The organism is Kumtagia sp., from assembly GCF_059502445.1.
The window spans coordinates 1-24,927 of record NZ_JCACER010000053.1 but is presented as its reverse complement, the minus strand read 5'-3'; the positions used below and the strand labels follow the sequence as shown (position 1 = coordinate 24,927).

Genomic DNA, 24,927 nt, shown 5'->3' with positions numbered 1-24,927 from the left:
GGGCGGCCGCAGGGGCGCCGGCAACGTGGTGGACTGCACCGGAAATCCGGCGGGCAGCCGCCGCGCGAGTGCGGATGCGGGCGGCTGCCTTGCCGTTCAGGTTCTCATCCGTGCGCGACCATGACGTGGCGCACGGCGGTGTAGTCCTCGAGCGCGTAGAGCGACATGTCCTTGCCGTAGCCGGACTGCTTTACGCCGCCATGCGGCATCTCGTTGGTCAGCATGAAGTGGGTGTTGATCCAGGTGCAGCCATATTGCAGCCTGGCCGCCGTCGCCATGGCGCGCGACACGTCCTTCGTCCACACCGAGGAGGCGAGGCCGTAGTCGCTGTCGTTGGCCCAGGCGACCGCCTCGTCGACATCCGAGAAACGGGTGACCGAGACGACAGGGCCGAACACCTCGCGGCGCACGATCTCGTCCTCCTGCAGCGCGCCGGCGACCACGGTCGGCTGATAGTAGAAGCCGCCGCCCTCGCCCGGCTTGCCGCCGGTCGTGATGTCGATGTGCTTGAGTTCGGAGGCGCGTTCGACGAAGGAGGCGACGCGGTCGCGCTGGCGCCTGGAGATCAGCGGGCCGATCTCGTTGTCGGTATCGTCAGGCTTGTCATAGCGGATGGTCGAAACGGCGGAGGAAAGGTCGGCGACCAGTTTTTCGTAGATTTTTCCACCTGCATAGATGCGGCAGGCGGCGGTGCAGTCCTGGCCGGCATTGTAGTAGCCGAAGGCGCGCAGGCCCGAAACCACCGCCTCGAGGTCGGCATCGTCGAAGACGATGACCGGGGCCTTGCCGCCGAGCTCCAGATGCGTGCGCTTGACCGATTTCGCCGCAGCCTGAAGCACTTTCTTGCCGGTGGCGACGTCGCCGGTGATCGAGATCATGTTGATTTTCGGATGATTGATCAGCGCATTGCCGACGCTCTCGCCGCGGCCGAGCACGACGTTGACAACGCCTTCCGGCAGCACGTCGGCAAGAATTGTAGCCAGCTTCAGCGCCGTCAGCGGTGTCTGCTCGGAAGGCTTGAACACCACCGTGTTGCCGCCGCCGATGGCTGGCGCCAGCTTCCAGGCCATCATCATCAGCGGGTAGTTCCACGGCGCGATCGAGGCGACGATGCCGATCGGGTCGCGCCGCACCATCGAGGTGAAGCCCGGCAGATATTCGCCGGCCACCACGCCCGGCATGGTGCGCACCGCGCCGGCGAAGAAGCGGTAGCAGTCGACGATCGCCGGGATCTCGTCGTTGAGCACCGCATTGATAGGCTTGCCGCAGTTCAGCGCCTCGAGTTTTGCGAATTCTTGCGCCTCGGCCTCGATGCGTTCCGCGATCTTCAGGAGGTAACCAGAACGCTGCCCGGGCGTGGTCCGCGACCAGGTCGCAAAGGCTTTCTCCGCGGCGGCCACCGCCGCGTCGATCTGCGCCTGACTGGCTTCCGGCAGGTTGAGCACCGTCTCGCCGGTGCGCGGGTTGAGGATGGCTTCCTCGGTCTCGGTGCCCTTTTCGAAGCGTGCTCCGATCAGCATGTCGGTCAGCATGGTTTTTTCTCCCTTTGCTGAGCGAATAGCGATTAGGGAATAGCGAATAGCGGTCTCCCCAGCTAAGGCGCCCGCTGCCGACCCGCGATCTTCCTATTCGCTACTCCCTATTCGCTATTCGCTCTCTTTCATTTCCCCGCCCCCGCGACCTGATCGCCGTCACGGGTGAGGTAGTAGGCAAGCAGGATGGGCAGCGCCGTCACCAGCACTACGACCATGGCTACCACATTGGTGACCGGCCGCTGGCGCGGACGCACCAATTCCTCCAGCATCCAGATCGGCAGCGTCTGCTGCTGGCCGGCGGTGAAGGTCGTCACGATCACCTCGTCGAAGCTGAGCGCGAAGGCGAGCATGCCGCCGGCCAGCAGCGCCGTGCCGATGTTGGGCAGCACCACGTACCGAAAAGTCTGGAAGCCGTCGGCGCCGAGATCCATCGACGCCTCGATCATCGATCCGGAGGTGCGGCGGAAGCGGGCCACGGCGTTGTTGTAGACCACCACCACGCAGAAGGTGGCGTGACCGAGCACGATGGTCCAGGTGGAGAACGGTATCTCCATCAGGCTGAAGGCCGAGCGCAGCGAAATGCCGGTGATGATGCCGGGCAGCGCGATCGGCAGGATGACCAGCAGCGAGATCGCCTCGCGGCCGAAGAATTTGGTGCGGCTGACGGCGGCGGCGCAGAGCGTGCCGAGGATGATGGCGATGGCGGTGGAGATGGCGGCGACCTTCACCGACAGCCACAGCGCCTGCCAGACGTCCGGCCGGCTCCAGGTGACGGCGAACCACTGCGTGGTGAAGCCCGGCGGCGGCCACTGGTAGCTCTTCTCCTCGGTGGTGAAGGCATAGACGAAGATCAGCAGGATCGGCAGGTGCAGGAACAAGAGCCCCGCCGCCGCGGCGATCTTCAGGGCAAGAGGGGCGGGGGACGAGCGGTCAGAGCGCATGGGGGTTTCCTTGCGCTATTCGACCAAGATTACCCCCACCCCTAACCCCTCCCCTCAAGGGGGAGGGGGACTTTGCGGCCGCTATGCAATGCAAAACTGTCGAAGAGCGGCGTCTGGCGGAAATGCAATCTTGTCCCCCTCCCCCTTGAGGGGAGGGGTTAGGGGTGGGGGTTGGCAGCGCGCAAAGCGTCTCACAGCGCATCGAAGGCCCCCAAACGCTTGGCGCCCCAGAGATAGAACCCCATGATGACCACGGGCACCACGGTGAAGGCGGCGGCGAGCGGGATGTTGCCGGCGGTGCCTTGGTGCGCGTAGACGGCCTGGCCGATGAACAGCCGCGATGTGCCGATGATCTGTGGGATGATGTAGTCGCCCAGCGTGAGCGAGAAGGTGAAGATCGAGCCGGCGACGATGCCCGGCAGCGCCAGCGGGAAGATAACGTTGCGGAAGGTCTGGCCGGGCGAGGCGCCGAGGTCGGAGGACGCCTCGGTGAGGCTGACGGGCACCCGCTCCAGCGCCGCCTGCACCGGCAGGATCATGAAGGGCAGCCAGACATAGACGAAGACGATGAAGGTGCCGGTGGCGCTGACCGACAGCGAGTTGCCGCCGACGGTCGGCAGCGCCAGCCAGGCGTCGAGCAGCCAGGTCAGATGCAGCTTGGCGAACAGCCAGCCCAAAATGCCTTCCTTGGCCAGGATCAGTTTCCAGGCGTAGACCTTGACCAGATAGCTCGACCACAGCGGCAGCATGATGCCGAGATAGAACAGCGCCTTCCATGTGCCGCGGGCGTAGCGGGCCGCATAATAGGCGATCGGGAAGGCGATAACGGCAGAAGCCAGCGTCACCAGCGCCGCCATGGTCACGGTGCGCAGGATGATGTCGAGGTTGGCCGGCAGCAGCAACTCGCCATAGGTCTTCAGCGTGAACTGCCGGTCGATCATCCCGGAGAACTCGTCGATCGAGAAGAAGCTCTGCAGGAGCAGCGCGAACAGCGAGCCGAGATAGACGATGCCGAGCCACAGCAGCGGCGGGGCGAGCATCAGCATGAGCAGGAAGCGCGGATTACGCCACAGCACGTCCGACAGCGCGCCAGCCGTGCCGCCGCGGCGCGGCAGGATTGCGGAGGCGGGCTGGGCGGCGGGAAGCGCGGCGTCCAGGCTCATCTGGCTGCCTCGCCACAAGAAGCGGCAAAATTGCAAGCAACTGCCCCCGCCCTTGAACCGATATCCGCACTTGTGTATCTTTGTGTATAGAAAAATGGCGGATTCCCATGGCGGGCAGGCGCAATCGGACCCCGCGAGAAATCGCAGCGCGGCTCCGCAAGGAGGGATGGACGATCAAGCGGCACGGCCCGGGCGACCACGTCCAGTACGTTCATCCAGCGAGACCCGGCAAAGTCACGCTCGACATGGGGGCCGATCCGATTCCGACGGGCACGCTGCGCTCGATCTACAGGCAGGCCGGCTGGCAATGGTGAGAACGAAGAGGAGATTTGGCGATGCCTCTCGCCTATGCGCTGATCCATGAGGAAGATGGAGTGTTCGGTATCTCCTTCCCCGATTTCCCCGGCTGCGTCTCTACCGGCAGGACGGAAGAAGAGGTACTTCGCAAGGGTGCGGAAGCACTCGCCTTCCATGTCGCGGGAATGATCGAAGACGGCGATCCGCTCCCGATCGCAAGAAATCTGTCCGAACTGCGCGCCGATAACAGTTTCAGCGACGATTCTGCCGGAGCGATCCTGGCGCTTGTGCCATTCGATCCGCCCGGACGCGCGGTCCGGCTCAACATTTCGATGGACGAGACCCTGCTTGAGGCGGTCGATCGCGCAGCCTCCGCGGCCGGACAATCGCGCTCGGCTTTTCTCGCCGAGGCGGTACGGAGGCGTTTGAAGGACGCCGCCTGAGTGAGCCGGCGCGCCGGGCAGGAGCCGGTCCATCATGCGCCCTCCTCCATCAGATGCAGCTGCTCGCGGTTGAAGGTGAGCATCACCGCGTCACCGGCCTCCGGCAGCGCCGTGCCGGCCGGAACCGTCGCGTGCAGGCGCAGCCCGTCCGCATCCAGCGCCAGCCGTGTTGCCGACCCCAGATAGTTCATGGCGACGACCCGCGCCGGCACGCCGTCACCGGTGCCGCGCAGGACGCGGATCGCCTCCGGCCGCAGGCTGCCCCAGCGATGCTGGCCCGACCAGCGCTGGACGAAATCCGGCGGCAGCACGTTGGAGGAGCCGACGAAGTCGGCGACGAAACGCGAGCGGGGCTTTTGGTAGATGTCCTGCGGCGTGCCTATCTGCATGATGCGGCCGTCGTTGAAGACGGCGACGCGGTCGGCCATCGACAGCGCCTCGCCCTGGTCATGGGTGACGAACACGAAAGTGATGCCGAGCGCCTGCTGCAGCGTCTTCAATTCTTCCTGCATGTTCTCGCGCAGCTTCAGGTCAAGCGCGCCGAGCGGCTCGTCGAGCAGCAGCACCTTCGGGCGGTTCACCAAAGCGCGTGCCAGCGCCACGCGCTGGCGCTGGCCGCCGGAGAGCTGGCTGGGTTTTCGTGCGCCGTAGCCGGGCAGGCGCACCAGCGACAGCGCTTCCTCCGCCGCCTTGTGGCGTTCCGCCTTGCCGATGCCTTTCACCATCAGCCCGTAGGCGACGTTGTCGATCACGTTGAGGTGCGGGAACAGCGCATAATCCTGGAAGACGGTATTGACGTTGCGCCGGTAGGGCGGCACGCCGTCCGCGCGCTCGCCGAAGATCTTTATCGCCCCGCTCGTCGGCTGCTCGAAGCCGGCGATCAGCCGGAGGCAGGTGGTCTTGCCCGAGCCGGAGGGGCCGAGCATGGCGAAAAATTCGCCCGGCGCGATGTCGAGGTCGACCGCGTCGACGGCGCGCACGCTGCCGAAATGGCGGGAGACTTTTTCAAAGGAGACGGCTGGGGTCATGGGACCGCTATGGGCTCGATCAGATAAAAAGCACCCCTTCACCGGCCCTTCGGGCCACTTCTCCCCCCCTGCTCGGGGGAGAGGAACCCAGGCTGGAGAAGCGCCGGCATGGCGGCTGCGGCACCTCTCCCCCGGGCAGAGGGAGAGGTGGCCCGAAGGGCCGGTGAGGGGGTGCCGCGGCGCTGGATTTCCCGCGCCGACGCTATCACTCACCGCCCGCCGATCACGCCGATATAGTCCGACACCCAGCGGTAGTAAGGCACGCACTGGTCGTTCTGGCTGGCGCATTTCGAGGTCGGCGTCGTCCAGAAGCGGATCTTCTCGAAATCGTCCATGCCGTTGGCGGTGCAGCCTTCCTTGGTCTGCATGCCGCGGCCGTCGGTGCAGGCGGCCGGCACCGAGGGGTTGGCGCCGAACCACACAGACAGGTCGCTCTGCAGGTTGGAGGACAGCGTGTGCTCCATCCACATATAGGCGCAGTTGGGGTTGGGCGCGTCGACATGCATCATGGTGGTGTCGGCCCAGCCGGTCGCCCCTTCCTCGGGAATGACCGAGGCGACGGGCTGCTTCTCGCCCTTCAGAAGGTTGACCTGGAACGGCCATGAGCCGGAGGCGACCACGCCCTCGTTCTTAAAGTCGTCGATCTGGATGAAGGCGTCGTGCCAGTAGCGGCCGACCAGCTTGCGCTGCGTCCTGAGCAGATCCAGCGCCGCCTTGTACTGGTCCTCGTTGAGTTCGTAGGGGCTCTTGATGCCGAGTTCCGGCTTGTGGGCCATCAGGTACTGCGCGGCGTCGGCCACATGGATCGGGCCGTCATAGGCCTGCACTCGCCCGGCGTTGGTCTTGCCGTCGGGCAGCGTCGTCTCCTCGAAGACGACGCTCCAGCTCTTCGGCGCTTCCTTGAAGACGTTGGTGTTGTACATCAGCACGTTCGGGCCCCACATGTAGGGGACGCCGTAGTGGACGCCGTCGACCGTGTGCCACGGCGCGCTCTTGAGGCGGTCGTCGACGGTCGACCAGCTCTTCACCAGGTCGACATTGATCGGTTGCACCCGCTTGCCGGCGACGAGGCGCAGCGAGGCGTCGCCCGAGGCGGTGACGAGGTCGAAGCCGCCCTCGTTCATCAGCGCCACCATCTCGTCCGAGGTGTTGGCGGTCTTGACGTTGACCTTGCAGCCCGACGCCTCCTCGAATTTGGTGACCCAGTCGAACTTCTTGTCGGTCTCGCCGCGCTCGATGTAGCCCGGCCAGGCGATGATCGTCACCTGCCCTTCGCCGGCACCGACTTCCTTCAGCTGCGCCATGGCCTGGCCGCTCATGGCAAGTGCGGCGGCAAGCGCCGTACAGGATTTCAGGAATGCTTTCATGGCAACGTCTCCCATTACGGGGCGTCGCTCTCCGGCGGCGACGTCATCCCTCAAGGATGAAGGTGACGCGAATGCTGCGCTTTCGCAAATTCATTTGTCAGAACGCCGATATCGGATTTTCCGATAGATTGGGACTGGCCTGACTATATGGCTTCCAGAGTGGAGAGCGTCACCGAAAGACCGGGTACGGCTGTGGAAACCAGCGGCTGATCTTCCGAAACCTTGGCGACCTCATCATAGCCTTCCAGACCCGGGCGCCTGTGGACGTGCACGACACGTGACACCGCTTCGACGACCCAGAGTTCCGGAACGCCGAAATTGGCGTAAATCCTGGCCTTGCGGCCGAGGTCCCATTTCAGGCTGGAATCCGCGACCTCGACGGCGAGCAGCGCGGTGCGCGGATTGAGGTTGGCCAAGCCGTCGGCTTTGCGGAAAAAAATGAAGTCCGGTTCGATAAAGCTGCCCTCGTCGAGACGGAAGGTCGTCGCGACAGCCAAACGGAACTCTTCCGGAGTGTTCCTTACAAGATAATAGCTGAGCGCATTCTTCAGGAGCTCGTGGTGGATGCCTTTCACATCTATCGGCACGAGTTCGCCACCGATCAGTTCGAAACGTTCGTTCTCATCGATGATCCCGGCTCGCGTTGCCGCCTCGATCTCGGCCACGGTCCAGCGCCGCCGCATCAGGCCCTCGGCGGCCTGCGTCGTGGGTGAGAGCCCTGGAGATCGGAACTGCTGGTTCATAAGGTCAGGCTAGCATCGACAAACCAAGGTGCAAACAAGCATGCGAGCGTCGGCCGCCCCAGAGTTCCCGGCGTTGTAGTTGCTGAGGCGACATCGGATTTCTGTTGTGCTTGGCGCGTCAGGCGCATCACGCCCGCGCCGTCGCCAGCCAGCAGGCGGCGGCGAACCGCGCGGAACCGGCCTCCACGAACGGAGCAAACGCCAGGCGCAGCGCCGCGGTCACCCTTTCCACCGTAGCGTCGTCCGCCTCCCGCAAGGCGAGGCCCACCGGACCGAGCTTGGTGACATAGGCCATCAAATCGTCCTCATCCACCCGGCATGCGACGTCCGCCCGCTGGAGATCGACCTCGGACCAGCCGCTCGCCTCCAGGATCGACGTCACCCGGGCCTTGTCGGCGAAGGCGAATTGTCCGGGCGCGTCCGGATCGGGAACGGGCATCGGCGGCAGCAACGGAGCCGCTGCGCGGGCCGCTGTCGTCATGAACTCGTTCTCGGCCCTGCTGCGCCAGGCGACGAAGGCCAGCTTCGCACCAGCCCGCGCGCTGCCACGTATATTGGCGAACGCCGCCACCGGATCGTCGAAGAACATGACGCCGAAGCGCGAGATGACGGCATCATACCGGTCCCGTTCGAACGGATGGGTCTGTGCGTCGCCTTCGACGAAGCTTGCATTGGTCACGCCTTCGGCGACGGCACGCGCCTTCGCCGCCGCGACCAGCGGGCGGGAGATGTCGAGCCCCAGGCAGCGGCCGCCGGCACCGACGCGCCGCGCCATCGCCAAGGTGGTCGCCCCGCCGCCGCAGCCGATGTCGAGGACCCGGCCGCCCTCGCCGGGATCCCCGGCATCGACCACGAGCCGTCCGAACGGCTCCAGCATACGATCAAGCACGGCCTGCATCTCGACCCAGGCCGTGCCGCTGGCGGTGTTCCACAGCGCTGCCTGATCACGATTGGGCGACATGTCCGACATCTGGCTTCTCCCTTGGCATTGATTGCATCGACGGCATGCGCCACTATGCCAGTTCAAGTGAACTTGAGGTCAAGGGTGAAAAATCTGGATATTGCCGCCGTTGCGCGCGGCTCCGGCGTTCCGGCATCCACGCTGCGCTTCTACGAGGAGAAGGGGCTGATCGCGTCGGTCGGCCGGCGCGGCCTTCGGCGGCTGTTCGACCCCGAGATATTCGAGCGCCTGGCGCTGATTGCGCTCGGCCGCGCCGCCGGATTCGCGCTGGACGAGATCGCCGAGATGCTGCCGCCCAGCGGCCGGCCGCACATCGACCGGGACCGGCTGCGGGCCAAGGCCGAAGAACTCGACCGCACCATCCAGAGGTTGACCGCCATGCGCGAAGGGCTGCGCCATGCCGCGGCGTGCCCGGCGCCGCACCCGATGGATTGCCCCACCTTCCGGCGTGCGGTGCGCCTCGCCGGCGCTGGCGCCTTCGAGCCGCCGAAGCTGGTGTTCAAGGCGGAGGAGGTCGCCCCGTCAGGTCGCGCCGCAACCTCACAGCGCGCCGGCGCCGCACGACGCCGGTGACGTCTTTTCGGAGCCTCCGCGTCGTGAGTTCCGGCGGAATGACCCCCTCCCAGCGCAATCCATAAGCAGGCGAGGCTTCGAGCAGCCATTCGTCGAGGCCCTTTCTCCGCCTGCCTCTCGAGAACCGCGTTCAAGCCGCTGGGTTCACCCAGCCGTTCGGCGGCCCGAAGCCGGCCATGGCCTCGGCCGGGCCCCAGGTGCCCGGCTCGTAGAGATGCGGCGGCTTGGTGTCGTTCAGCACCGGCCCGACGATCCGCCATGCGATCTCGCTGGCGTCCTGGCGGGTGAAGAGTTGGGCATTGCCGTTCATGGCGTCGCCGATCAGGCGCTCATAAGGCTCCATGTCGCCGGCGGCGTCGTCCATCGCGCTCAGTTCCACCTGCTCGCCGACCATGGCATCGCCGGGGGATTTGCGGCGCGCGCCGAGGCCGATCGCGATCTCCGGCGAGATGCGGAAGCGGAAGAAGTTGGCCTGCGCGGCATCGATGTCGTCGAACACGCCGAGCGGCGGCGGTTTCAGGCGCACCACAACCTCGGTCGCCCGGACCGGCAGCATTTTTCCCGCGCGGATGAAGAACGGCACGTCCTTCCAGCGCCATGTGTCGACGAAGAAGCGCACCGCCGCGAAGGTCTCGACCGGCGATTCCGGCCTGACGCCCGGCTCGTCGAGATAGCCCTTGAACTGGCCGCGCACCACGTCGTCCCTGGTCAGCGTGCGCACCGCCTTCAGCACCTGTACCTTCTCGTCGATGAGGTCCTCGATCGAGCGTGTGACCGGCGGTTCCATCGCCAGTAGCAGCAGGACGTTGAGCAGATGGTTCTCGATCACGTCGCGGATCGCCCCCACCTCGTCGTAGAAGCGGCCGCGGCCCTGGACGCCGAAATCCTCGGCCATGGTGATCTGCACGCTGTCGACGAAGTTGCGGTTCCAGATCGGCTCGAGGAAGGAATTGGCGAAGCGGAAATAGAGCAGGTTCTGGATCGCTTCCTTGCCGAGATAGTGGTCGATCCGGAAGATCGCCTCCTCCGCGAAGACGATGTGCAGCACCCGGTTCAGCCAGCGCGCCGACTGCAGGTCGCGTCCGAACGGCTTTTCGACCATGAGGCGCGCGCCGGCCGCGCCGCCGGATTGTTCCAGGCCCTGCACCACGGGCTCGAACATGCTGGGCGGTACCGCAAGATAGTAGAGCGGGTGCCGGGCCGGCTCCATGGCCGCCCTGAGCTTGTCGAAGGTCGCCTGGTCGCGATAGTCGCCGCTGACATAGCGGATGAGCGACGCGAACTTCGCGAAAACCGCGTCGTCGATGCCGCCCGCGGCTTTGACGATGCCGTCGCGGGCGCGCTCCAGCAGCTTGCCGACATCCCAGTCCTCCAGTGCCACGCCGATCACCGGTTCGGCCAGCGTCCCGCGCGCCACCATGTCATAGAGGGCCGGGAAAATCTTCTTGTGTGCGAGGTCGCCGGTCGCCCCGAAGAGCACCAGCGCATCGGATCGCTCGGTCGCCATGATCATGCCTCCCCGCTCACGCCTTCGGCTTCTCGACATGCCCGCCGAAGGCGTAGCGCATGGCCGACAGCAGCTTGTCCGCGAACTCCGATTCGCCCTGCGAGGTGAGCCGGCTGAACAGCGCCGACGACAGCACCGGCGCGGGCACGCCGGTGTCGATCGCCGCCTTGAGCGTCCAGCGGCCCTCGCCGGAGTCGGAAACCCTGCCGCCGAACTGCGCCAGCGCCGGATCGGCCTTCAGCGCCCCTGCCGTCAGGTCGAGCAGCCACGAGCCGATGACGCTGCCGTGCCGCCAGACCTCGGCGACGGCGGGCAGGTCGATGTCGAAGCGATAATATTGCGGCTGCGCCAGCGGGCTGGTCTCGGCATCGGCGTCGCGGTGCTCGCTGCCGGCGTTCGCCTGCTTGAGGATGTTCATGCCTTCCGCATAGGCCGCCATGACGCCGTATTCGATGCCGTTGTGCACCATCTTGACGAAATGGCCGGCGCCGCTCGGCCCGCAATGCAGGTAGCCGAGAGGCGCGGTGCCGAGGTCGCCGCCTTCGGCCGAGCCCGCGCCGGCGCCGGGTGCAAGCGTGGCGAAGATCGGCTCGAGATGTTTCACCGCGGCGTCGGGGCCGCCGATCATCAGGCAGTAGCCGCGCTCCAGCCCCCACACGCCGCCGCTGGTGCCGACGTCGACGAAGCTCAGGCCCCTTGCCTGCAACCGCACCGCCTGGTCGACGGCGTCGTGATAGTGCGAATTGCCGCCGTCGACGATGATGTCGCCCGGTTCCAGCAGCGCCGCGACCTGCTCGACGACCCTGTTGGTGATGGCGGCGGGCAGCATCAGCCAGACCGTGCGCGGCCTGGCCAGCTTGCCTATGAATTCCTCCAGCGCGGCCGCGCCGACCGCGCCGTCCTTCACCAGATCCGCCACGCTCGCCGGATTGATGTCGTACACCACGCATTCGTGGCCGCCGCGCATCAGGCGGCGCACCATGTTGGCGCCCATCCTGCCCAGTCCCATCATGCCGATCTGCATCTTTGCGCCTCTTGTCCTGTGCAACTCGATGATCTGCGGTCTACAGCCGATGCCGGATCGTACGCTGGCCCTGTGCAATTCCGATGAAGTCGCGCGCCGACTGCGGCAGGCTGGAGCCGCGCCGCCACACCATGCCGACCTGGACGACCGGCAGCGCGCCTGACACGTCGCGCGACTCGATGCGGTCGCCTTCCAGCGACCAGGGGCGGTAGACGAGGTCGGGCAGGAGCGCGATGCCGGCGCCGGTGGCCACCAGGCTGCGCACCGCCTCGACGGAGCGGGTGCGGAAGGCGACATGCGGCCGCGCGCCGAGCGCCGCCAGCAGCTTGCCGGTGTTCTCCTCGATCTCGTCGACGGTCAGCATGATCAGCGGCTCGGCGACGATGTCGTTGATGCCGATGATCTCGGCGGCCGACAGCGGATGGCCGAGCGGCAGCCACAACCGGTAGGGCGAGACCTCGAGGATTTCCGCCTGCAGCGCCATGCGGTCGCGCAGGTTGGAGATGACCATCACCGCGACGTCGAGCTCGCCGCCGACCAGCAGGTGCTCGAGATAGTCGCCATTGTCCTCGATGGCGCCGACCTCGACGCCGGGAAAGGCGCGGCGATAACGCGCCAGGAGATCGGACAGCACGTAGCCGGCAACCAGCGAGGTGACGCCCAGCTGCAGGCTGCCGCCGCCGCGCTCCTGCTCGGCGGAGAAGGTGCGGCGCGCGTCCGAGACGTCGGTCAGAATCTTCGTCGCGTGGCGCAGGAACTGGTGGCCCTTGTGGGTGATGGTCAGCCCGCGCGGATGGCGCTCGAACAGCGCCACGCCGAGGTCGCCCTCGAGTTCCTTCACCGCCTCGGTGACCGAGGACTGCGAGATCGACAGGTTCTGGGCGGCGCGCGACACCGAGCCCTGCTCGGCGACGGCGACGAAATACTGAAGCTGTCTCAGCGTGAAGGCCATGCACGGAATAGACACCGCGACAGCCGCGATGGGAAGGGCGGGCAAGGCTGTTGACCTCCCGTAATATTGTAACTACGTAAGTTACATGAAGCGCAACAGCCGCCTTTCCGCAGCCCTGCACGCCTTGGTCCACATGGCGCAGGAGCCCGACCGGCCGCGCACCTCCGAGGAGGTGGCGCGCTGGCTCGACACCAATCCGGTGGTGGTGCGCCGCGTCTTCGCGGGGCTGCGCGAGGCCGGCATCCTGTCGACGGAGCGCGGCCGCGGCGGCGGCATGGTCCTGACGCGTCCTCCCGCGGCCATCTCGCTCGCCGAGATCGGCGAGGCGCTGGGCGAATCGCTGCTGCCGGTGCGCAGCGAGCCGGAAAGCCCCGGCTGCCTGGTCGAGGCGGCCGTCGACGAACTGCTGGAGGACTGCCGCCGGCAGGCCGAGAATTTTTTGCGCGGCTGCCTGGCCAAATTCACGCTCGCCGACCTGGCGGCGGATTTCCGGCACCGCTTCGCCAACGAAGGAGCAAGACACCATGGATCATGACGTCGCCATCATCGGCGGAAGCTTTGCCGGCCTGTCGGCGGCGATGCAGCTCGCCCGTGCCCGGCGCAAGGTCGTCGTCGTCGACGACGGCCAGCCGCGCAACCGCTTCGCCGCCCATTCGCACGGCTTCCTCGGCCAGGACGGGCGCGCGCCGGCGGAGATCCTCGACGAGGCGCGGCGCCAGCTGCTCGCCTATCCCACCGCGTCGGTCGTGCAGGGCCGGGCCGAACGATGCGGCGGCACGAAAGGCGCCTTCGCCGTCGACCTGCCGAACGGCTCCTCGCTCATGGCCGCGCGGCTCATCCTCGCTTGCGGCGTGACCGACACGCTGCCGGACATTCCCGGCCTGCGCGAACGATGGGGCAGGACCGTCGCCCACTGTCCCTATTGCCACGGCTACGAAATTCCCGCCGGGCCTATCGGCGTGCTGGCGACGGGGCCGATGTCTTCGCATCAGGCACAGCTGGTCGCCGACTGGGCTCCGGTTGTCTTCTTCCACAACGGCGTCCAGCCGGAAGACGCCCACGCGCATCCGCGCCACGCGATCACGGTGGAGCGGGAGCGTGTCGAGGCGATCGAAGACGACGCGGCCGGCCTTGCCGTCCGCCTCGCCGACGGGCGGCGTGTCGCGCTGTCCGCGCTCTTCACCGCGCCAAGGACGCATCCCGCGGGCGGCATCGCCGAGGCTTTGGGTTGCGCGCTGGAGGACGGGCCGCTCGGTCCGCATGTGCGCGTCGACGGGACTCAGCAGACCAGCGTCGCGGGCGTGTTTGCCGCCGGCGACATCAACCGCAAGGCCGCCAATGTCGCCATCGTCGTCGCCGACGGCGCCATGGCCGGCGCCGCCGCACACCGCTCGCTGGTGTTCGAAGCGTGAGCTACGCCGCTGCGATCGTCAGTTTCGCGGCGGCCTTGTCCAAAGCCTGCGCGATGTCGCGCGGCGGCGCGCGGTCGGTGACCAGCTCGCCGAAGCCGTCGAAGCCGCAGACCTGGACAAGGCCCTGCCGGCCGAATTTCGAGTGGTCGGTCACCACCAGTCGGCGGGCGCCGCGCGACAGCACCATGCGGGCGAACTCCGCCTCCTCGAGATCATAGTCCATCACGCCCATGACCGCATCGACGGCTCCGGTGCTGATCACCGCGTGGTTGACGCTGAAGCGGCTGACGAACTCCACCGCCGAGCCGCCGAAGGCAGCGCCCGAATCGCTGCGCAGCTCGCCGCCGGCCATGTAGACCTTGTTGCCGTTGACGGTGGCGAGCGTGCGGGCGATGTCTGAGGAGTTGGTAATCACGGTCAGCCGCCGGTGGCTGAGCAGCTCGCGGGCAAGGAAGCTCGTCGTCGTGCCGGTGTCCAGCATGACGGAGTCGCCGTCGCGGATGGTCGCCGCCACCGTCCTGGCGATGAGACGCTTGGCGTCGGCGTTCTCGCGCATGCGCCGCTCGAACGGCGCTTCGCCGGCCAGCGCCGGCAGGCCGATGGCGCCGTGCATCTTCAGCACCGAGCCGTCGCTGGTGAGCGGCTTCACGTCGCGCCGCACCGTCTCCAGCGAGACGTTGAGCCTGGTGGCAAGATCGGCGATGGTGATGGTGCCGGCCTCCTGCACCAGGCGCAGGATCTCGCCATGCCGCTTGGAATGGTTCATCAGGGTGTCCCGTCCCGGCGCCTCTCTCTGCCCGGTTGATACGGGAAATGCCGAGAGAACACAACGAATCCACGGCTTCGCCGGTCAACAACGCAGAAATAGCCACAGCTTTTGTTGACACGGCAAAAGGACCGCAAGACAGTGCCGGCCGTGAGGAGCAGGGTACCGGCATGACGGCCACGGAAGACCGCATTCGCGCGCTGCCGCTGTGGAAGGGACCGGTGACGATCGAGCCGCTGAAGGGCGGCCTCAGCAATGAGAGCTTTCTGGTCACCGATCCCGGAGGACGGCACGTCGTGCGGCTCGGCCGCGACTTTCCCTTCCACCACGTCTACCGCGAGCGCGAGATCATGGCGGCGCGCGCCGCCGAGGCGGCCGGCTTCGGCCCCGCCGTGCATTTCGCCGAGCCGGGCGTCATGGTCACCGCTTTCCTCGGCGCCCGCACCTATGGGGGCGGCGACGTGCGCGCCAATGCCGGCCGCGTCGCCGCGCTGGTGCGGCGTTTTCACGAGGAGATGCCGCGCCATGTCTCGGGCGCCGGCTTCATGTTCTGGGTGTTCCACGTCGTCCGCGACTATGCGCGCACGCTCGCCGCCGGCGGAAGCCGCCTGCGGGCGGAGCTGCCGCGCTTCCTGGCGCTCGCCGAGGAACTGGAGCAGGCGCAGAAGCCGCTGCCGATCGTGTTCGGCCACAACGACCTGCTGCCCGCCAACTTCCTCGACGACGGCGAGCGGCTGTGGCTGATCGATTTCGAATATGCAGGGTTCAACACGGCCATGTTCGACGTCGCCGGCATCGCCTCCAATGCCGGGATGGACGAGCCCGAGGCGGACGCCCTGCTCGCCGCCTATTTCGGCGAGACGCCGGACCCTTCGCTGCGCCGCGCCTTCGCGGCAATGCAATGCGCCTCGCTGCTGCGCGAGGCGATGTGGAGCCTGGTGTCGGAACTCCACCTCGACGCGCCCGGCGCCGACTACGTCGCCTACACCGCCGAGAACCTGGAGCGGCTGGAAACCGCGCTGGATCGGTATCGGGCAACGTTCGGGCGATAGGAGCCGGCACCGCCTTCAAAACCATCGGGCGCTGATCAGAGCCCTTGCCGTCACATCTGCGTGAAGCCGGCCGGCGCTGGGCCGACGGCCCAGCTTTCGCCGCGCGCGACACCTATCTCGCCGGCATGAACAGACGCGTGCTCCTTTGCCTCGCCGCCTCCGCCGCGCTCGCGCGGCCCGCTGTCGCCCGGGCCCAGACCCCGCCCGCGACGGTCCCTGACCTGCTCGACGAGGCGGAAAGCCTCACCGCGCTCAAGACCGTGCTGGTGCTGCGCAACGGCGAGACCGTCGCCGAGCGCGGCTATCGCGGCAATAGGCTTGCCGGCCCGACCAACATCAAGTCGGCGTCGAAATCGATCGTCTCGGCACTGGTGGGCATCGCCATCGACAAGGGACTGCTGGACGGGCCGGACCAGAAGATCGCGCCGCTGCTGCGCGCCGACCTGCCGGCCGACCCCGATCCGCGCATGGGCGAGATCACCATCGGCCACCTGCTGTCCATGCAGTCGGGGCTGGGCCGCACCTCCGGCCCGAACTACGGCCGCTGGGTCTCCAGCTCTAACTGGGTGCGCGCCGCCCTCGCCATGCCGTTTGAGGAAGAGCCGGGCGGGCCGATGCTCTATTCCACCGGCTCGACGCATCTGCTTTCGGCCATCCTGACGCGGGTGGGCAAAAAATCCACGCTGGCGCTCGCCCGCGACTGGCTCGGGCCGCTCGACGGTTTCCGCATCGCCTCCTGGGACCGCGACCCGCAGGGCATCTATGTCGGCGGCAACCAGATGGCGATGAGCGCCCGCTCGCTCGCCGCCTTCGGCGAACTCTACCGCAATCAGGGCCGCGCGCCGGATGGCGAGCAGCTCGTGCCCGCCGACTGGATCGCACAATCCTGGCAGCCGCGCACCATTTCGCGCTTCAACGGCGACGGCTACGGCTTTGGCTGGTTCCTGCGCCCGCTCGGCGGGCGCGAGGCCGTCTACGCCTGGGGCTATGGCGGGCAGATGCTCTACATCGTGCCCGGCCTCAAACTGACGATCGTCATGACCTCGGCGGAAGACAATCCGTCGGCACGCAACGGCTACCGCGACGAGCTGCACGCGCTGGCGACCGGCGTCATTGCGGCGGTCGAGGCGGCATAAAGCCAAATCCCTGGCCGGGGTCATCGGGCTGCCCAGCTGCGTCCTTCGAGGCTCGGCCGCAAAGGAACCGCCTGACGAGCGAAGCCTACGACGCGCTCACCTTCTCCCCGAACGTCGAAAAGAACTCGCCGGCGAGCTTTTTCGAGGTCGAGCTGACCAGCCGGCTGCCGAGCTGGGCGATCTTGCCGCCGACATCGGCCTTGGCGGCGTATTTCAGCAGCGTCTCGTTGGGGCCGGCCTCGCTCAGCGTCACGTCGGCGCCGCCCTTGGCGAAGCCGGCGATGCCGCCCTTGCCCTCGCCGGAGATCGTGTAGGAATGCGGCGGGTTGAGCTTGGTGAGCGTCACCTCGCCGTTGAACGTCGCCTTGATCGGGCCGATCTTCAGCACCACCGTGGCGGCGAGTTCCGTGTCGGAGGTCTTTTCCAGGCTCTGGCAGCCGGGAATGCAGGCCTTCAGCACCTCGGGATCGTTCAGCCCGGCCCAGACCTTTGCGATCGGGGCGGCGATCGTTTCCTCGCCTTCGATGGTGAGCGCCATGGAACGTCCTCCGCGGATGATGGTGCGCAAGGCCTAGCCGACGGGGAAGGCGCTGTCCATCGCACCAAAGTGCTGGCTGGTCCGCGGCGGCTACTGGTCCAACCGCGCGCCAAGCAGAAACGCCGGCAGCTCCGCGATCGAATCCAGCACCACGTCGGCCAGCGGCGCAAGGCTGTCGCGCGTGCCGGTGCCGGACAGCACGCCGACCGCCAGGCCGGCGCCGCCCGCCCGCGCCATTTCGAGGTCGTGGCGGTTGTCGCCCACCATGGCGATCTGCGACGGCTTGAGGCCGGTCAGGTCGCAGAAGGCGTAGATGGTGTCGGGCGCCGGTTTTGGCTTGGCGACGCCGTCATAGCCGTAGGCCGCGTCGAACATCTGCGCCACGCCGAGCGCCGCCAGCGTCTTCTCCGCACCGCCGGTGGAATCGTTGGTGGCCACCCCCAGCCGGAAGCCGGCGGCATGCAGCGCGGCGATGGCGTCGCGGCTGCCGGGCAGCGGCACGGACTGCGCCGCGCCCGCTTCCGCGGTGAAGCGGTCGAAACCGACCGTCATTTCGGCCCGCTCGGCGGCCGGCACCTGCGGATACCACAGGGCCACGATGTCGGCATTGGTGCCGGCGGCGAACACCGAGTCGGCCTTGAAGCGGTGCGCGGAAAAATCGTAGCCGGCGATCGCCAGCAGCGCGTTCGCCTTGTCGCGATCGCCGCCCGCCGCCTGCAGCGCGAGCAGGTCGCCGATCGCGAACCACGTCGCCTGGAAGTCGACCAGTGTCCCGTCCTTGTCGAACAGGATGCCTTTGATGTCTTGCAAGATTTTGCCCTCAGGTTCCGTTTTCTGCGCGCGTCGCACCCCCCTCTGTCCTGCCGGACATCTCCCCGTAAGGGGGAGATTGGCGGCTTCGCCCTTCGCGCCTCACCTGCGCCGCTGGCGACTGGCGAAACTCAAGCGGAAGGCCAATCTCCCCCCTTGCGGGGGAGATGTCCGGCAGGACAGAGGGGGGTAGGACGGGCGCCAAGCCCGCGATAGTCCTCAGCTCTCCCTCAGCCGATGGATATGCGCCACCAGGCCGGCCGTCGAGGCGTCGCTGCCTGCGGCATCCTTTTTGCCTTCCACGACCGGCAGCAGCGCCGTCGCCAGCTCCTTGCCGAGCTCGACGCCCCACTGGTCGAAGGAATTGATGTCGAACAGCGTGCCCTCGACGAAGACGCGGTGCTCGTAGAGCGCGATCAGCCGGCCGAGCGTGCGCGGGTCGAGCTTTTCGTAGAGGATCGTCACCGACGGCCGGTTGCCGGAGAACACGCGGTGCGGCGCGATCCTGTCGACCTCGTCCGCCTTCATGCCCTTGGCCAGCATCTGGCTCTTCGCCTCGTCGAGCGTGCGGCCCTTCATCAGCGCCTCCGATTGCGCCAGGCAGTTGGCGAGCAGCAGGTCGTGATGGTGCTTCAGCTCCGGCTCGTGGCCCTGGGCCGCCGCCAGGAACTCGACCGGGATGATGTCGGTCCCCTGGTGCAGCAGCTGGAAGAAGGCGTGCTGGCCGTTGGTGCCCGGCTCGCCCCACACCAGCGGGCCGGTGGGCGTCGCCACCGCCCTGCCGTCGAGCGTCACGCCCTTGCCATTCGATTCCATGTCGAGCTGCTGCAGATAGGCGGGCAGGCGTGCCAGCCGCTGGTCGTAGGGAATGATGGCGCGGGCCGGGTAGCCGCAGACGACGCGGTGCCAGAAGCCGACGAGACCCATCACCGCCGGAATGTTTTCGAGCAGCGGCCTGGTGGCGAAATGCCGGTCCATCTCATGCGCGCCGGCCAGGAAGGCGCGGAAATTGTCGGCGCCGATGGCGATCATGATCGGCAGGCCGATCGCCGACCACAGCGAATAGCGGCCGCCGACCCAGTCCCAGAAGCCGAACACGCGCTCCGGCGCGATGCCGAACGCCGCGACCTTGTCGAGCGCGGTCGACACCGCGGCGAAATGCTTTTCGGTCGCCGCCGCGCTCAGCGCCGCCACGATCCAGTTCCGCGCCGTCTCGGCATTGGTCATCGTCTCCACCGTGGTGAAGGTTTTGGACGCGACGATGAACAGCGTCGTCTCCGGTGACAGGCCTTTCAGCGTGTCGTGCATATGCGCGCCGTCGATATTGGAGACGTAGTGCGCGCGCGGCCCGTCATGGTAGGGCGCGAGCGCCAGCGTCGCCATCACCGGGCCGAGATCCGAGCCGCCGATGCCGATATTGACGACGTCGGTGATCTTCTTGCCGGTCGCGCCCGTCGCCGAGCCGTCGCGCACCGCGTCGGAAAAGCGCCGCATGGCGTCGAGCACGGCATGCACCTCGGGAACCACGTCGATGCCGTCGAGCAGGACCGAGGTGCCGGCCGGGTTGCGCAACGCGGTGTGCAGCACGGCGCGGTTTTCGGTGATGTTGATCTTCTGCCCGGAAAACATCGCGTCGCGCCGCGCCGCGACCCCGGTCGCCGTGGCGAACTCGCCCAGCAGCCGCATGGTCTCGGCGTCGACGGCGCATTTCGACCAGTCGAGCAAGAGGTCGCCGTCGCCGAGCGAGAAGGCGGCGAATCGGCCGGGATCGGCGGCGAACGCCGCGCGCATGTCGGAAGGCGTTTTGGCGCGATGCGCGCGCAGGGCGTCGAGCGCCGCTTTGGTGGAAGCTGTCGTCACGGCTCTTCTCCGCAAGCTGGATGGCCAACCGGCTGGCCAATAGCACGGCTTTGCGTCGCTGGGGACAGCGGCGCGGGAAATTCAATCGTTTCGCATCGCGCTCATCGGCTGGCGCCGTGCTGGCCCGGCCTTGATGCATCACTGGTACAAATCCTTGCGATCAGAAATTTTCATTGGCGCAAGCCGTTGGACCAAGAATACCATTCACTGGTCCAAAAAGTATGAAGAATAATCTTGTTCGAGGAAACGCCGATGCCCCAGAGAAACGACACGGCCATATGGTCCGGCCTCTTCCGCATCTCGGCCGAATCCGGCCAGACCTTGCAGGCCCAGATCCGTCAGGCGATCGTCGCCGCCATTCTCGACCGCCAGATCGCAGCCTCCATGCCGCTGCCGTCCTGCCGCATCCTGGCGGAAAAACTCGGCGTGGCGCGCGGCACGGTGGTGCTCGCCTTCCAGCAGCTGGTGGACCAGGGTTTTCTCGTGGCGCGCGAGCGTCGCGGCCACTTCGTCAACCCCGAGGTGCTGGCCACCCCCGCCAAGCCGCACCACAGGCAGCAGGAGACGGCGAGCGACGTCGACTGGAAGGCGCTGCGCCAGTTCGCGCCGAGCGAGATGCCGCGTCCGGCCAAGCACGAGAACTGGATCAAGTCGTCCTATCCGTTCGTATACGGCCAGTTCGACCCGGCACTGTTCCCGACCGCCGAATGGCGCGAGTGCAACCGCATGGCGCTGGCCGTGCTCGAGATCCGCAACTGGGCGGCCGACATGGTCGACCGCGACGATCCGCTGCTGATCGAGCAGATCCAGGCGCGGCTCTTGCCGCGGCGCGGCATCTTCGCCAATCCCGACGAGATCATCGTCACGCTCGGCGCGCAGAACGCGCTCTACATGCTGGCGACGCTGCTGATGGCCAAGGGCACCAGGGTGGCGATGGAGGATCCGGGCTATCCCGACGCCCGCTCGATCTTCCGGCTGGCCGGCGCCGAAATTGTGCCGACGCCGGTTGACGGCTCCGGCATTGTCACCTCGGCGATCCCCGACGCAGCCAATTTCGTCTTCGTCACGCCGAGCCATCATTGCCCGACCATGGTGCCGCTGTCTGCCGAGCGCCGGCAGGATCTGCTCGAGCGCGCCAGCCGCAACGACCAGATCGTCATCGAGGACGGCTATGACAGCCAGCTGATCGACGAGGCGCCACAGCAGGCGCTGAAGAGCCTCGACCGTTCGGGGCGCGTCATCTATGTCGGCTCGATGTCGAAGACGCTCGCGCCCGGCCTGCGCATGGGCTACATCGTCGCGCCGGCGCCGCTGGTCGCCGAGCTGCGGGCGCTGCGGCGCTTCATGTTCCGCCATCCGCCGGCCAACAACCAGCGCGCGGTCGCGCTGTTCCTGTCGCTCGGCCACCACGAGGCGCTGGTGCGCCGCTTGTCCAGCGCCTTCGAGGAGCGGCGCAAGCGGCTCTCCCAGGCGATCTCAGCCTTCCTGCCGGAATGGCGCTCGACCGACTCGGCCGGCGGCACCTCGCTCTGGCTGGAAGGCCCGCGCGGCATCGATGCACGTGGCCTGGCGGAAGCGGCGGCGGCGCGCAGCGTCATCATCGAGCCGGGCGACCGCTTCTTCGACGGCGCACAGAAGCCGGTACGCTTCATGCGCCTCGGCATCTCCTCGATCGCGCTGCAGCACATCGAGCCTGGCATCCGCGAACTCGCGACCGCGGCGGGAAGGCGGCCGGCGGCGGCATAAACGCCGGTCGACGATCTTCCGTCATCCTCGGGCTTGTCCCGAGCATGACGGCCACTCTAGCGCTTCGGCAGCCACTTCTTGTCGATGCGGCAGACCATCGTATAGGCCGGATCGAAGACGTTGCCGACGTCGTAGCGTACGACCTGGCCCATGAGATGGCTGGCGGCCGCCGGGCTCAGGCCATGCTCGCTGGTCAACCAGTTGAACATGTCGGTCGTCGCATGCTGCAGCGCCTGGTCGAGCGGCCGGGCGTTGCCGACCGAAAAGATGTCCGTGGCGTTCTCGCCACGCGGCCACACCAGAGCGCGGCGCTTTTCGACGGTCAGCCGCAACTCGACCTCGAAGCAGGTTTCGATGCCGGTGCCGACGATCTCGCCGTCGCCCTGCGTTGCGTGGCAATCGCCGAGGAAGAACAGCGCGCCGGGCACGGCCACGGGGAACCACACGGTCGCGCCGGGACCAAATCCTCGATAGTCCATGTTGCCGCCGTTTTCGGCGCTGGTGGCGGTCGAGAATGCCTGGCCCAGCGCCGGCGCAACGCCGAAGCAGCCGATCATCGGCTCGAGCGGCAGCGTGAGATGCTCGAGGCCCGGCACCGGCGGGTCGAGCGTCACCGTCAAGCCCTGCCGGTCGACCCGCCAGTTGACCTTGTCGCGCGGCGGCAGGCCGCGCACGAATTCCGGATCGACGACGTTGCCCGCCAGCGACGCGCGGGTCCAGCCGGTGGCGCGGATCGGCGTCATGCGCACGATCTCGACCCGCAGTGCGTCCCCCGGCTCCGCGCCGGTCACGAAGATCGGGCCGTTCATCGGGTTCGGCTCGGCGGCCCGCTGCACGCCGTCCCTGTCGATGCCATGCGCGTCGAGCGTCTCGGTGATCACCGTGTCGCCCGAAGCGATAGTGAGGGCTGCGGGCAAGGTGCCGAGCACGTTGTGCCATTGGGTGGCGGTGAAGCGATGTGTCGTCATGGATGAAGCCGTAGCCGAGCCCCGCGGGCACGGCAAGCCATCGCTTCACTCGGCGTTCGTGCCCGCTCGCGACCCGGCGGAGTGTGCTCCGCTGCGCGCCGCCCCGACCGCGGAGGCGGCGCAGGGCTGGCCTATTGCGCGGCGAGCTCATCGTGCCCGGCAAGCCGCGGGCGTCACCCGACGCTCCCGCACGGCCGCTAACCAGCGCTTTTTCTGGACCATCTTGCCGTATTCTCTGGTCCATCCGTCCGTCACGGCGGCGGAGCATAGTCCGCGTCAAGGGGACTGTTCGGACGAGCCACCGGCCCGCGGTTTCACAGTGGTCGGATCGTTCCGCGAAGGGAGAAAGAGCATGTCGGCTCCGGCGGAGATTGCGACCGTGGTGCAGGATTCCGCGGCGGAAGCGCGCTCGCGCCGCTCCGGCGGGCGCGAGGCGCGCCGGGCGCTGAGGGCCGCGCCGCTTGCCGACGACGTCCGCCCGGTCCGCCCCGGGCTGGAAGGCGGCAGGTACAAGCCTTTGGTCCAGAACGACCTGGAGCGCATCCACGAGGCCGTGCTGACTCTGCTCGAGACGGTCGGCTTCGCCAATGCCATCCCGAGTTGCGCCGATGTCTGCGTGAAGGCCGGTGCGATCCTCGGCGCCGACGGCCGCCTGCGCTTCCCGCGCGGCCTGATCGAGGCGACCATCCGCAAGGCCGCTCGCAACTTCACGCTGCACGGCCAGGACCCCCGCCACGACATGCTGATCCAGGGCACGCGCGTCCACTACGGCACGGCCGGTGCGGCGGTGCATCTGGTCGACGTGGAGAAGCGCGAATACCGCGAATCGCAACTCCAGGACATCTACGACGCCGCCCGCCTCGTCGACGGGCTCGACAACATCCATTTCTTCCAGCGCCCGATGGTGCCGCGCGACGTGCCCGACCCGCTCGCCATGGATTTCAACACGCTCTACGCCTGCGTGATGGGCACCTCGAAGCATGTCGGCACGTCCTTCACCGTGCGCGAGAACGTCGCGCCGGCGCTGGAGATGCTCTACGCCATCGCCGGCGGCGAGGAGAATTTCCGCGCAAGACCCTTCGTGTCGAACTCCAACTGCTTCGTCGTGCCGCCGATGAAGTTCGCCGAGGATGCCTGCGGCGTGCTGGAGGCCTGCGTCGAGGGCGGCATCCCGATCCTGCTGCTGTCGGCCGGCCAGGCCGGCGCCACCGCCCCCGCGGCGATCGCGGGCGCGGTGGTGCAGGCAGTGGCCGAGGTGCTGATCGGGCTGGTCTACGTCAACGCGCTCAAGCCCGGTCATCCCGCCATCTTCGGCACCTGGCCGTTCGTGTCGGATCTGCGGACCGGCGCCATGTCCGGCGGCTCGGCCGAGCAGGCGCTGCTGACGGCCGCCTGTGCGCAGATGGCGCAGTTCTACGACCTGCCGGGCGGTTCCGCCGCCGGCATGGCCGATTCGAAGCTGCCCGACATCCAGTCCGGCTTCGAAAAGGGCATCACCGACGTGATGGCCGGCCTGTCGGGCCTCAACCTCGTCTATGAATCGGCCGGCATGCATGCCTCGCTGCTCGGCTTCTGCCTGGAAAGCCTGATCATCGACAACGACATGCTGGGCTACTGCCAGCGCTGCGTGCGCGGCATCGAGGTCACCGACGCCGCGCTGTCGATCGATACCATCACGGAAGTCTGCCTCAACGGCCCCGGCCATTATCTCGGCAACGAGCAGACGCTGCGCCTCATGCAGACCGAATATTTCTATCCCGCCGTCGGCGACCGTTTTTCGCCCAAGGAGTGGAACGAGAAGGGCAAGCCCGACATTCTTGCGCGCGCCATCGCCGAGAAGAAGCGCGTGCTCGCCGAGCGCTTCCCCCGCCATGTGCCGAAGCTTCTGGACGACCGCCTGCGCGCCACCTTCGGCGACCTGATCAAGCTGCCGCGCAGCGGCATGGGGTTGTGAGAAAGCCCTCTGCCTCTTCTGAGCCTTCCTGACGCCGGACAGAGAACCCCCTCTCCGTCTCGCCCTTCGGGCTCGCCACCTCTCCCCCGCTTCGCACTACGGCATGCACACATCTCTGAGAACCCAACCTTTGGCGATGGCTCGGAAGTAT

At 67.3% G+C, this 24,927-nt stretch carries 24 protein-coding genes; 9 read left to right on the top strand and 15 right to left on the bottom strand.

The features are described from left to right. Nucleotides 1-104: 104 nt before the first annotated feature. The 3 genes from AC5JDC_RS16810 to AC5JDC_RS16800 all read right to left on the bottom strand — a co-directional run bounded on the left by AC5JDC_RS16810 (nucleotide 105) and on the right by AC5JDC_RS16800 (nucleotide 3,639). Nucleotides 105-1,532: a gamma-aminobutyraldehyde dehydrogenase gene (locus AC5JDC_RS16810; RefSeq protein ID WP_495842912.1), complete on the bottom strand. Its 1,428-nt coding sequence runs from the start codon at nucleotides 1,530-1,532 to the stop codon at nucleotides 105-107. 128 nt (nucleotides 1,533-1,660) lie between these two features. Next, complete coding sequence (locus AC5JDC_RS16805; protein ID WP_106773767.1) at nucleotides 1,661-2,476, bottom strand: ABC transporter permease; 816 nt, start codon at nucleotides 2,474-2,476, stop codon at nucleotides 1,661-1,663. 191 nt (nucleotides 2,477-2,667) lie between these two features. Beyond that, nucleotides 2,668-3,639, bottom strand: coding sequence for an ABC transporter permease (locus AC5JDC_RS16800; RefSeq protein WP_495842910.1), 972 nt, complete (start codon nucleotides 3,637-3,639; stop codon nucleotides 2,668-2,670). A 107-nt stretch (nucleotides 3,640-3,746) separates the two neighbouring features. On the opposite strand from AC5JDC_RS16800, the gene AC5JDC_RS16795 reads away from it, so the two are divergent. Beyond that, nucleotides 3,747-3,953, top strand: a complete 207-nt coding sequence (locus tag AC5JDC_RS16795; protein WP_495842908.1) for a type II toxin-antitoxin system HicA family toxin — start codon at nucleotides 3,747-3,749, stop codon at nucleotides 3,951-3,953. Between the two features lie 21 nt (nucleotides 3,954-3,974). Next, nucleotides 3,975-4,379 carry a type II toxin-antitoxin system HicB family antitoxin gene (locus AC5JDC_RS16790; RefSeq protein WP_106773764.1) on the top strand — a complete coding sequence of 135 codons (405 nt, stop codon included), beginning with the start codon at nucleotides 3,975-3,977 and terminating at the stop codon, nucleotides 4,377-4,379. A gap of 32 nt (nucleotides 4,380-4,411) precedes the next feature. Here the strand turns inward: AC5JDC_RS16790 and AC5JDC_RS16785 are convergent, their stop codons facing one another. The 4 genes from AC5JDC_RS16785 to AC5JDC_RS16770 all read right to left on the bottom strand — a co-directional run bounded on the left by AC5JDC_RS16785 (nucleotide 4,412) and on the right by AC5JDC_RS16770 (nucleotide 8,487). Further along, entirely contained in the window at nucleotides 4,412-5,407 is a 996-nt protein-coding gene (locus tag AC5JDC_RS16785) for an ABC transporter ATP-binding protein (protein WP_495842905.1), read from the bottom strand. 209 nt (nucleotides 5,408-5,616) lie between these two features. Next, nucleotides 5,617-6,774, bottom strand: a complete 1,158-nt coding sequence (locus tag AC5JDC_RS16780; protein ID WP_106774389.1) for an ABC transporter substrate-binding protein — start codon at nucleotides 6,772-6,774, stop codon at nucleotides 5,617-5,619. A gap of 143 nt (nucleotides 6,775-6,917) precedes the next feature. Further along, nucleotides 6,918-7,517 carry a Uma2 family endonuclease gene (locus AC5JDC_RS16775; RefSeq protein WP_495842903.1) on the bottom strand — a complete coding sequence of 200 codons (600 nt, stop codon included), beginning with the start codon at nucleotides 7,515-7,517 and terminating at the stop codon, nucleotides 6,918-6,920. A 127-nt stretch (nucleotides 7,518-7,644) separates the two neighbouring features. Then, entirely contained in the window at nucleotides 7,645-8,487 is an 843-nt protein-coding gene (locus AC5JDC_RS16770; protein ID WP_495842901.1) for a class I SAM-dependent methyltransferase, read from the bottom strand. 75 nt (nucleotides 8,488-8,562) lie between these two features. On the opposite strand from AC5JDC_RS16770, the gene AC5JDC_RS16765 reads away from it, so the two are divergent. Then, complete coding sequence (locus AC5JDC_RS16765; RefSeq protein ID WP_495842899.1) at nucleotides 8,563-9,051, top strand: helix-turn-helix domain-containing protein; 489 nt, start codon at nucleotides 8,563-8,565, stop codon at nucleotides 9,049-9,051. A 130-nt stretch (nucleotides 9,052-9,181) separates the two neighbouring features. On the opposite strand, the gene zwf is transcribed toward AC5JDC_RS16765, so the two are convergent. The 3 genes from zwf to AC5JDC_RS16750 are packed head-to-tail and all read right to left on the bottom strand — an operon-like array spanning nucleotide 9,182 to nucleotide 12,534. Beyond that, nucleotides 9,182-10,558 (bottom strand): glucose-6-phosphate dehydrogenase, encoded by a 1,377-nt coding sequence (gene zwf / locus AC5JDC_RS16760; protein ID WP_495842896.1) that lies wholly within the window; start codon nucleotides 10,556-10,558, stop codon nucleotides 9,182-9,184. 16 nt (nucleotides 10,559-10,574) lie between these two features. Then, complete coding sequence (gnd, locus tag AC5JDC_RS16755; protein WP_106774386.1) at nucleotides 10,575-11,582, bottom strand: phosphogluconate dehydrogenase (NAD(+)-dependent, decarboxylating); 1,008 nt, start codon at nucleotides 11,580-11,582, stop codon at nucleotides 10,575-10,577. A gap of 40 nt (nucleotides 11,583-11,622) precedes the next feature. Further along, nucleotides 11,623-12,534, bottom strand: a complete 912-nt coding sequence (locus AC5JDC_RS16750) for a LysR family transcriptional regulator (protein WP_495842948.1) — start codon at nucleotides 12,532-12,534, stop codon at nucleotides 11,623-11,625. 85 nt (nucleotides 12,535-12,619) lie between these two features. Between AC5JDC_RS16750 and AC5JDC_RS16745 the strand changes: the two genes are divergently transcribed. Together AC5JDC_RS16745 and AC5JDC_RS16740 are read left to right on the top strand one after the other, a co-directional pair. Next, nucleotides 12,620-13,069: an RrF2 family transcriptional regulator gene (locus AC5JDC_RS16745; protein WP_495842894.1), complete on the top strand. Its 450-nt coding sequence runs from the start codon at nucleotides 12,620-12,622 to the stop codon at nucleotides 13,067-13,069. Beyond that, on the top strand, nucleotides 13,059-13,946 hold the full coding sequence (locus tag AC5JDC_RS16740) for an NAD(P)/FAD-dependent oxidoreductase (protein WP_495842892.1): 888 nt from the start codon (nucleotides 13,059-13,061) through the stop codon (nucleotides 13,944-13,946). The genes AC5JDC_RS16745 and AC5JDC_RS16740 overlap by 11 nt, the downstream gene beginning before the upstream one ends. 1 nt (nucleotide 13,947) lies before the next feature. Here AC5JDC_RS16740 and AC5JDC_RS16735 read toward each other — a convergent pair whose 3' ends face one another. Beyond that, nucleotides 13,948-14,712, bottom strand: coding sequence for a DeoR/GlpR family DNA-binding transcription regulator (locus AC5JDC_RS16735; RefSeq protein WP_106774382.1), 765 nt, complete (start codon nucleotides 14,710-14,712; stop codon nucleotides 13,948-13,950). Nucleotides 14,713-14,882: 170 nt separating this feature from the next. Here AC5JDC_RS16735 and AC5JDC_RS16730 point away from each other — a divergent pair, with 170 nt between their 5' ends. Both AC5JDC_RS16730 and AC5JDC_RS16725 read left to right on the top strand, forming a co-directional pair. Further along, nucleotides 14,883-15,764, top strand: a complete 882-nt coding sequence (locus AC5JDC_RS16730) for a phosphotransferase (RefSeq protein WP_495842889.1) — start codon at nucleotides 14,883-14,885, stop codon at nucleotides 15,762-15,764. 125 nt (nucleotides 15,765-15,889) lie between these two features. Further along, the gene (locus tag AC5JDC_RS16725; RefSeq protein WP_495842946.1) at nucleotides 15,890-16,900 is read left to right on the top strand and encodes a serine hydrolase domain-containing protein; all 1,011 of its coding nucleotides are present in this window, start codon (nucleotides 15,890-15,892) and stop codon (nucleotides 16,898-16,900) included. A gap of 85 nt (nucleotides 16,901-16,985) precedes the next feature. Here AC5JDC_RS16725 and AC5JDC_RS16720 read toward each other — a convergent pair whose 3' ends face one another. The 3 genes from AC5JDC_RS16720 to pgi all read right to left on the bottom strand — a co-directional run bounded on the left by AC5JDC_RS16720 (nucleotide 16,986) and on the right by pgi (nucleotide 20,108). Further along, on the bottom strand, nucleotides 16,986-17,438 hold the full coding sequence (locus AC5JDC_RS16720) for an SRPBCC family protein (RefSeq protein WP_106774380.1): 453 nt from the start codon (nucleotides 17,436-17,438) through the stop codon (nucleotides 16,986-16,988). A 90-nt stretch (nucleotides 17,439-17,528) separates the two neighbouring features. After that, nucleotides 17,529-18,248, bottom strand: a complete 720-nt coding sequence (locus tag AC5JDC_RS16715) for an HAD family hydrolase (RefSeq protein ID WP_106774379.1) — start codon at nucleotides 18,246-18,248, stop codon at nucleotides 17,529-17,531. Nucleotides 18,249-18,467: 219 nt separating this feature from the next. Beyond that, complete coding sequence (gene pgi / locus AC5JDC_RS16710) at nucleotides 18,468-20,108, bottom strand: glucose-6-phosphate isomerase (protein ID WP_495842886.1); 1,641 nt, start codon at nucleotides 20,106-20,108, stop codon at nucleotides 18,468-18,470. A gap of 252 nt (nucleotides 20,109-20,360) precedes the next feature. Here pgi and pdxR point away from each other — a divergent pair, with 252 nt between their 5' ends. Beyond that, nucleotides 20,361-21,854 (top strand): MocR-like pyridoxine biosynthesis transcription factor PdxR, encoded by a 1,494-nt coding sequence (gene pdxR, locus AC5JDC_RS16705; protein WP_495842884.1) that lies wholly within the window; start codon nucleotides 20,361-20,363, stop codon nucleotides 21,852-21,854. Between the two features lie 56 nt (nucleotides 21,855-21,910). Here the strand turns inward: pdxR and AC5JDC_RS16700 are convergent, their stop codons facing one another. Then, the gene (locus AC5JDC_RS16700; protein WP_495842882.1) at nucleotides 21,911-22,822 is read right to left on the bottom strand and encodes an acetamidase/formamidase family protein; all 912 of its coding nucleotides are present in this window, start codon (nucleotides 22,820-22,822) and stop codon (nucleotides 21,911-21,913) included. A gap of 352 nt (nucleotides 22,823-23,174) precedes the next feature. Here AC5JDC_RS16700 and AC5JDC_RS16695 point away from each other — a divergent pair, with 352 nt between their 5' ends. Then, nucleotides 23,175-24,776, top strand: a complete 1,602-nt coding sequence (locus AC5JDC_RS16695) for a trimethylamine methyltransferase family protein (RefSeq protein WP_495842880.1) — start codon at nucleotides 23,175-23,177, stop codon at nucleotides 24,774-24,776. Nucleotides 24,777-24,927: the final 151 nt, after the last annotated feature.

Coding starts and splice junctions, on each gene's coding strand:
- AC5JDC_RS16800 (WP_495842910.1), bottom strand. CDS start 3,639: ATGAGCCTGGACGCCGCGCTTCCCGCCGCCCAGCCCGCCTCCGCAATC.
- AC5JDC_RS16740 (WP_495842892.1), top strand. CDS start 13,059: ATGGATCATGACGTCGCCATCATCGGCGGAAGCTTTGCCGGCCTGTCG.
- AC5JDC_RS16735 (WP_106774382.1), bottom strand. CDS start 14,712: ATGAACCATTCCAAGCGGCATGGCGAGATCCTGCGCCTGGTGCAGGAG.
- gnd (WP_106774386.1), bottom strand. CDS start 11,582: ATGCAGATCGGCATGATGGGACTGGGCAGGATGGGCGCCAACATGGTG.
- AC5JDC_RS16780 (WP_106774389.1), bottom strand. CDS start 6,774: ATGAAAGCATTCCTGAAATCCTGTACGGCGCTTGCCGCCGCACTTGCC.
- AC5JDC_RS16730 (WP_495842889.1), top strand. CDS start 14,883: ATGACGGCCACGGAAGACCGCATTCGCGCGCTGCCGCTGTGGAAGGGA.
- AC5JDC_RS16700 (WP_495842882.1), bottom strand. CDS start 22,822: ATGACGACACATCGCTTCACCGCCACCCAATGGCACAACGTGCTCGGC.
- AC5JDC_RS16750 (WP_495842948.1), bottom strand. CDS start 12,534: ATGGCCTTCACGCTGAGACAGCTTCAGTATTTCGTCGCCGTCGCCGAG.
- AC5JDC_RS16775 (WP_495842903.1), bottom strand. CDS start 7,517: ATGAACCAGCAGTTCCGATCTCCAGGGCTCTCACCCACGACGCAGGCC.
- AC5JDC_RS16785 (WP_495842905.1), bottom strand. CDS start 5,407: ATGACCCCAGCCGTCTCCTTTGAAAAAGTCTCCCGCCATTTCGGCAGC.
- AC5JDC_RS16725 (WP_495842946.1), top strand. CDS start 15,890: ATGAACAGACGCGTGCTCCTTTGCCTCGCCGCCTCCGCCGCGCTCGCG.
- AC5JDC_RS16745 (WP_495842894.1), top strand. CDS start 12,620: ATGAAGCGCAACAGCCGCCTTTCCGCAGCCCTGCACGCCTTGGTCCAC.
- pdxR (WP_495842884.1), top strand. CDS start 20,361: ATGCCCCAGAGAAACGACACGGCCATATGGTCCGGCCTCTTCCGCATC.
- AC5JDC_RS16805 (WP_106773767.1), bottom strand. CDS start 2,476: ATGCGCTCTGACCGCTCGTCCCCCGCCCCTCTTGCCCTGAAGATCGCC.
- zwf (WP_495842896.1), bottom strand. CDS start 10,558: ATGGCGACCGAGCGATCCGATGCGCTGGTGCTCTTCGGGGCGACCGGC.
- AC5JDC_RS16810 (WP_495842912.1), bottom strand. CDS start 1,532: ATGCTGACCGACATGCTGATCGGAGCACGCTTCGAAAAGGGCACCGAG.
- AC5JDC_RS16770 (WP_495842901.1), bottom strand. CDS start 8,487: ATGTCGGACATGTCGCCCAATCGTGATCAGGCAGCGCTGTGGAACACC.
- AC5JDC_RS16790 (WP_106773764.1), top strand. CDS start 3,975: ATGCCTCTCGCCTATGCGCTGATCCATGAGGAAGATGGAGTGTTCGGT.
- AC5JDC_RS16695 (WP_495842880.1), top strand. CDS start 23,175: ATGTCGGCTCCGGCGGAGATTGCGACCGTGGTGCAGGATTCCGCGGCG.
- AC5JDC_RS16720 (WP_106774380.1), bottom strand. CDS start 17,438: ATGGCGCTCACCATCGAAGGCGAGGAAACGATCGCCGCCCCGATCGCA.
- AC5JDC_RS16795 (WP_495842908.1), top strand. CDS start 3,747: ATGGCGGGCAGGCGCAATCGGACCCCGCGAGAAATCGCAGCGCGGCTC.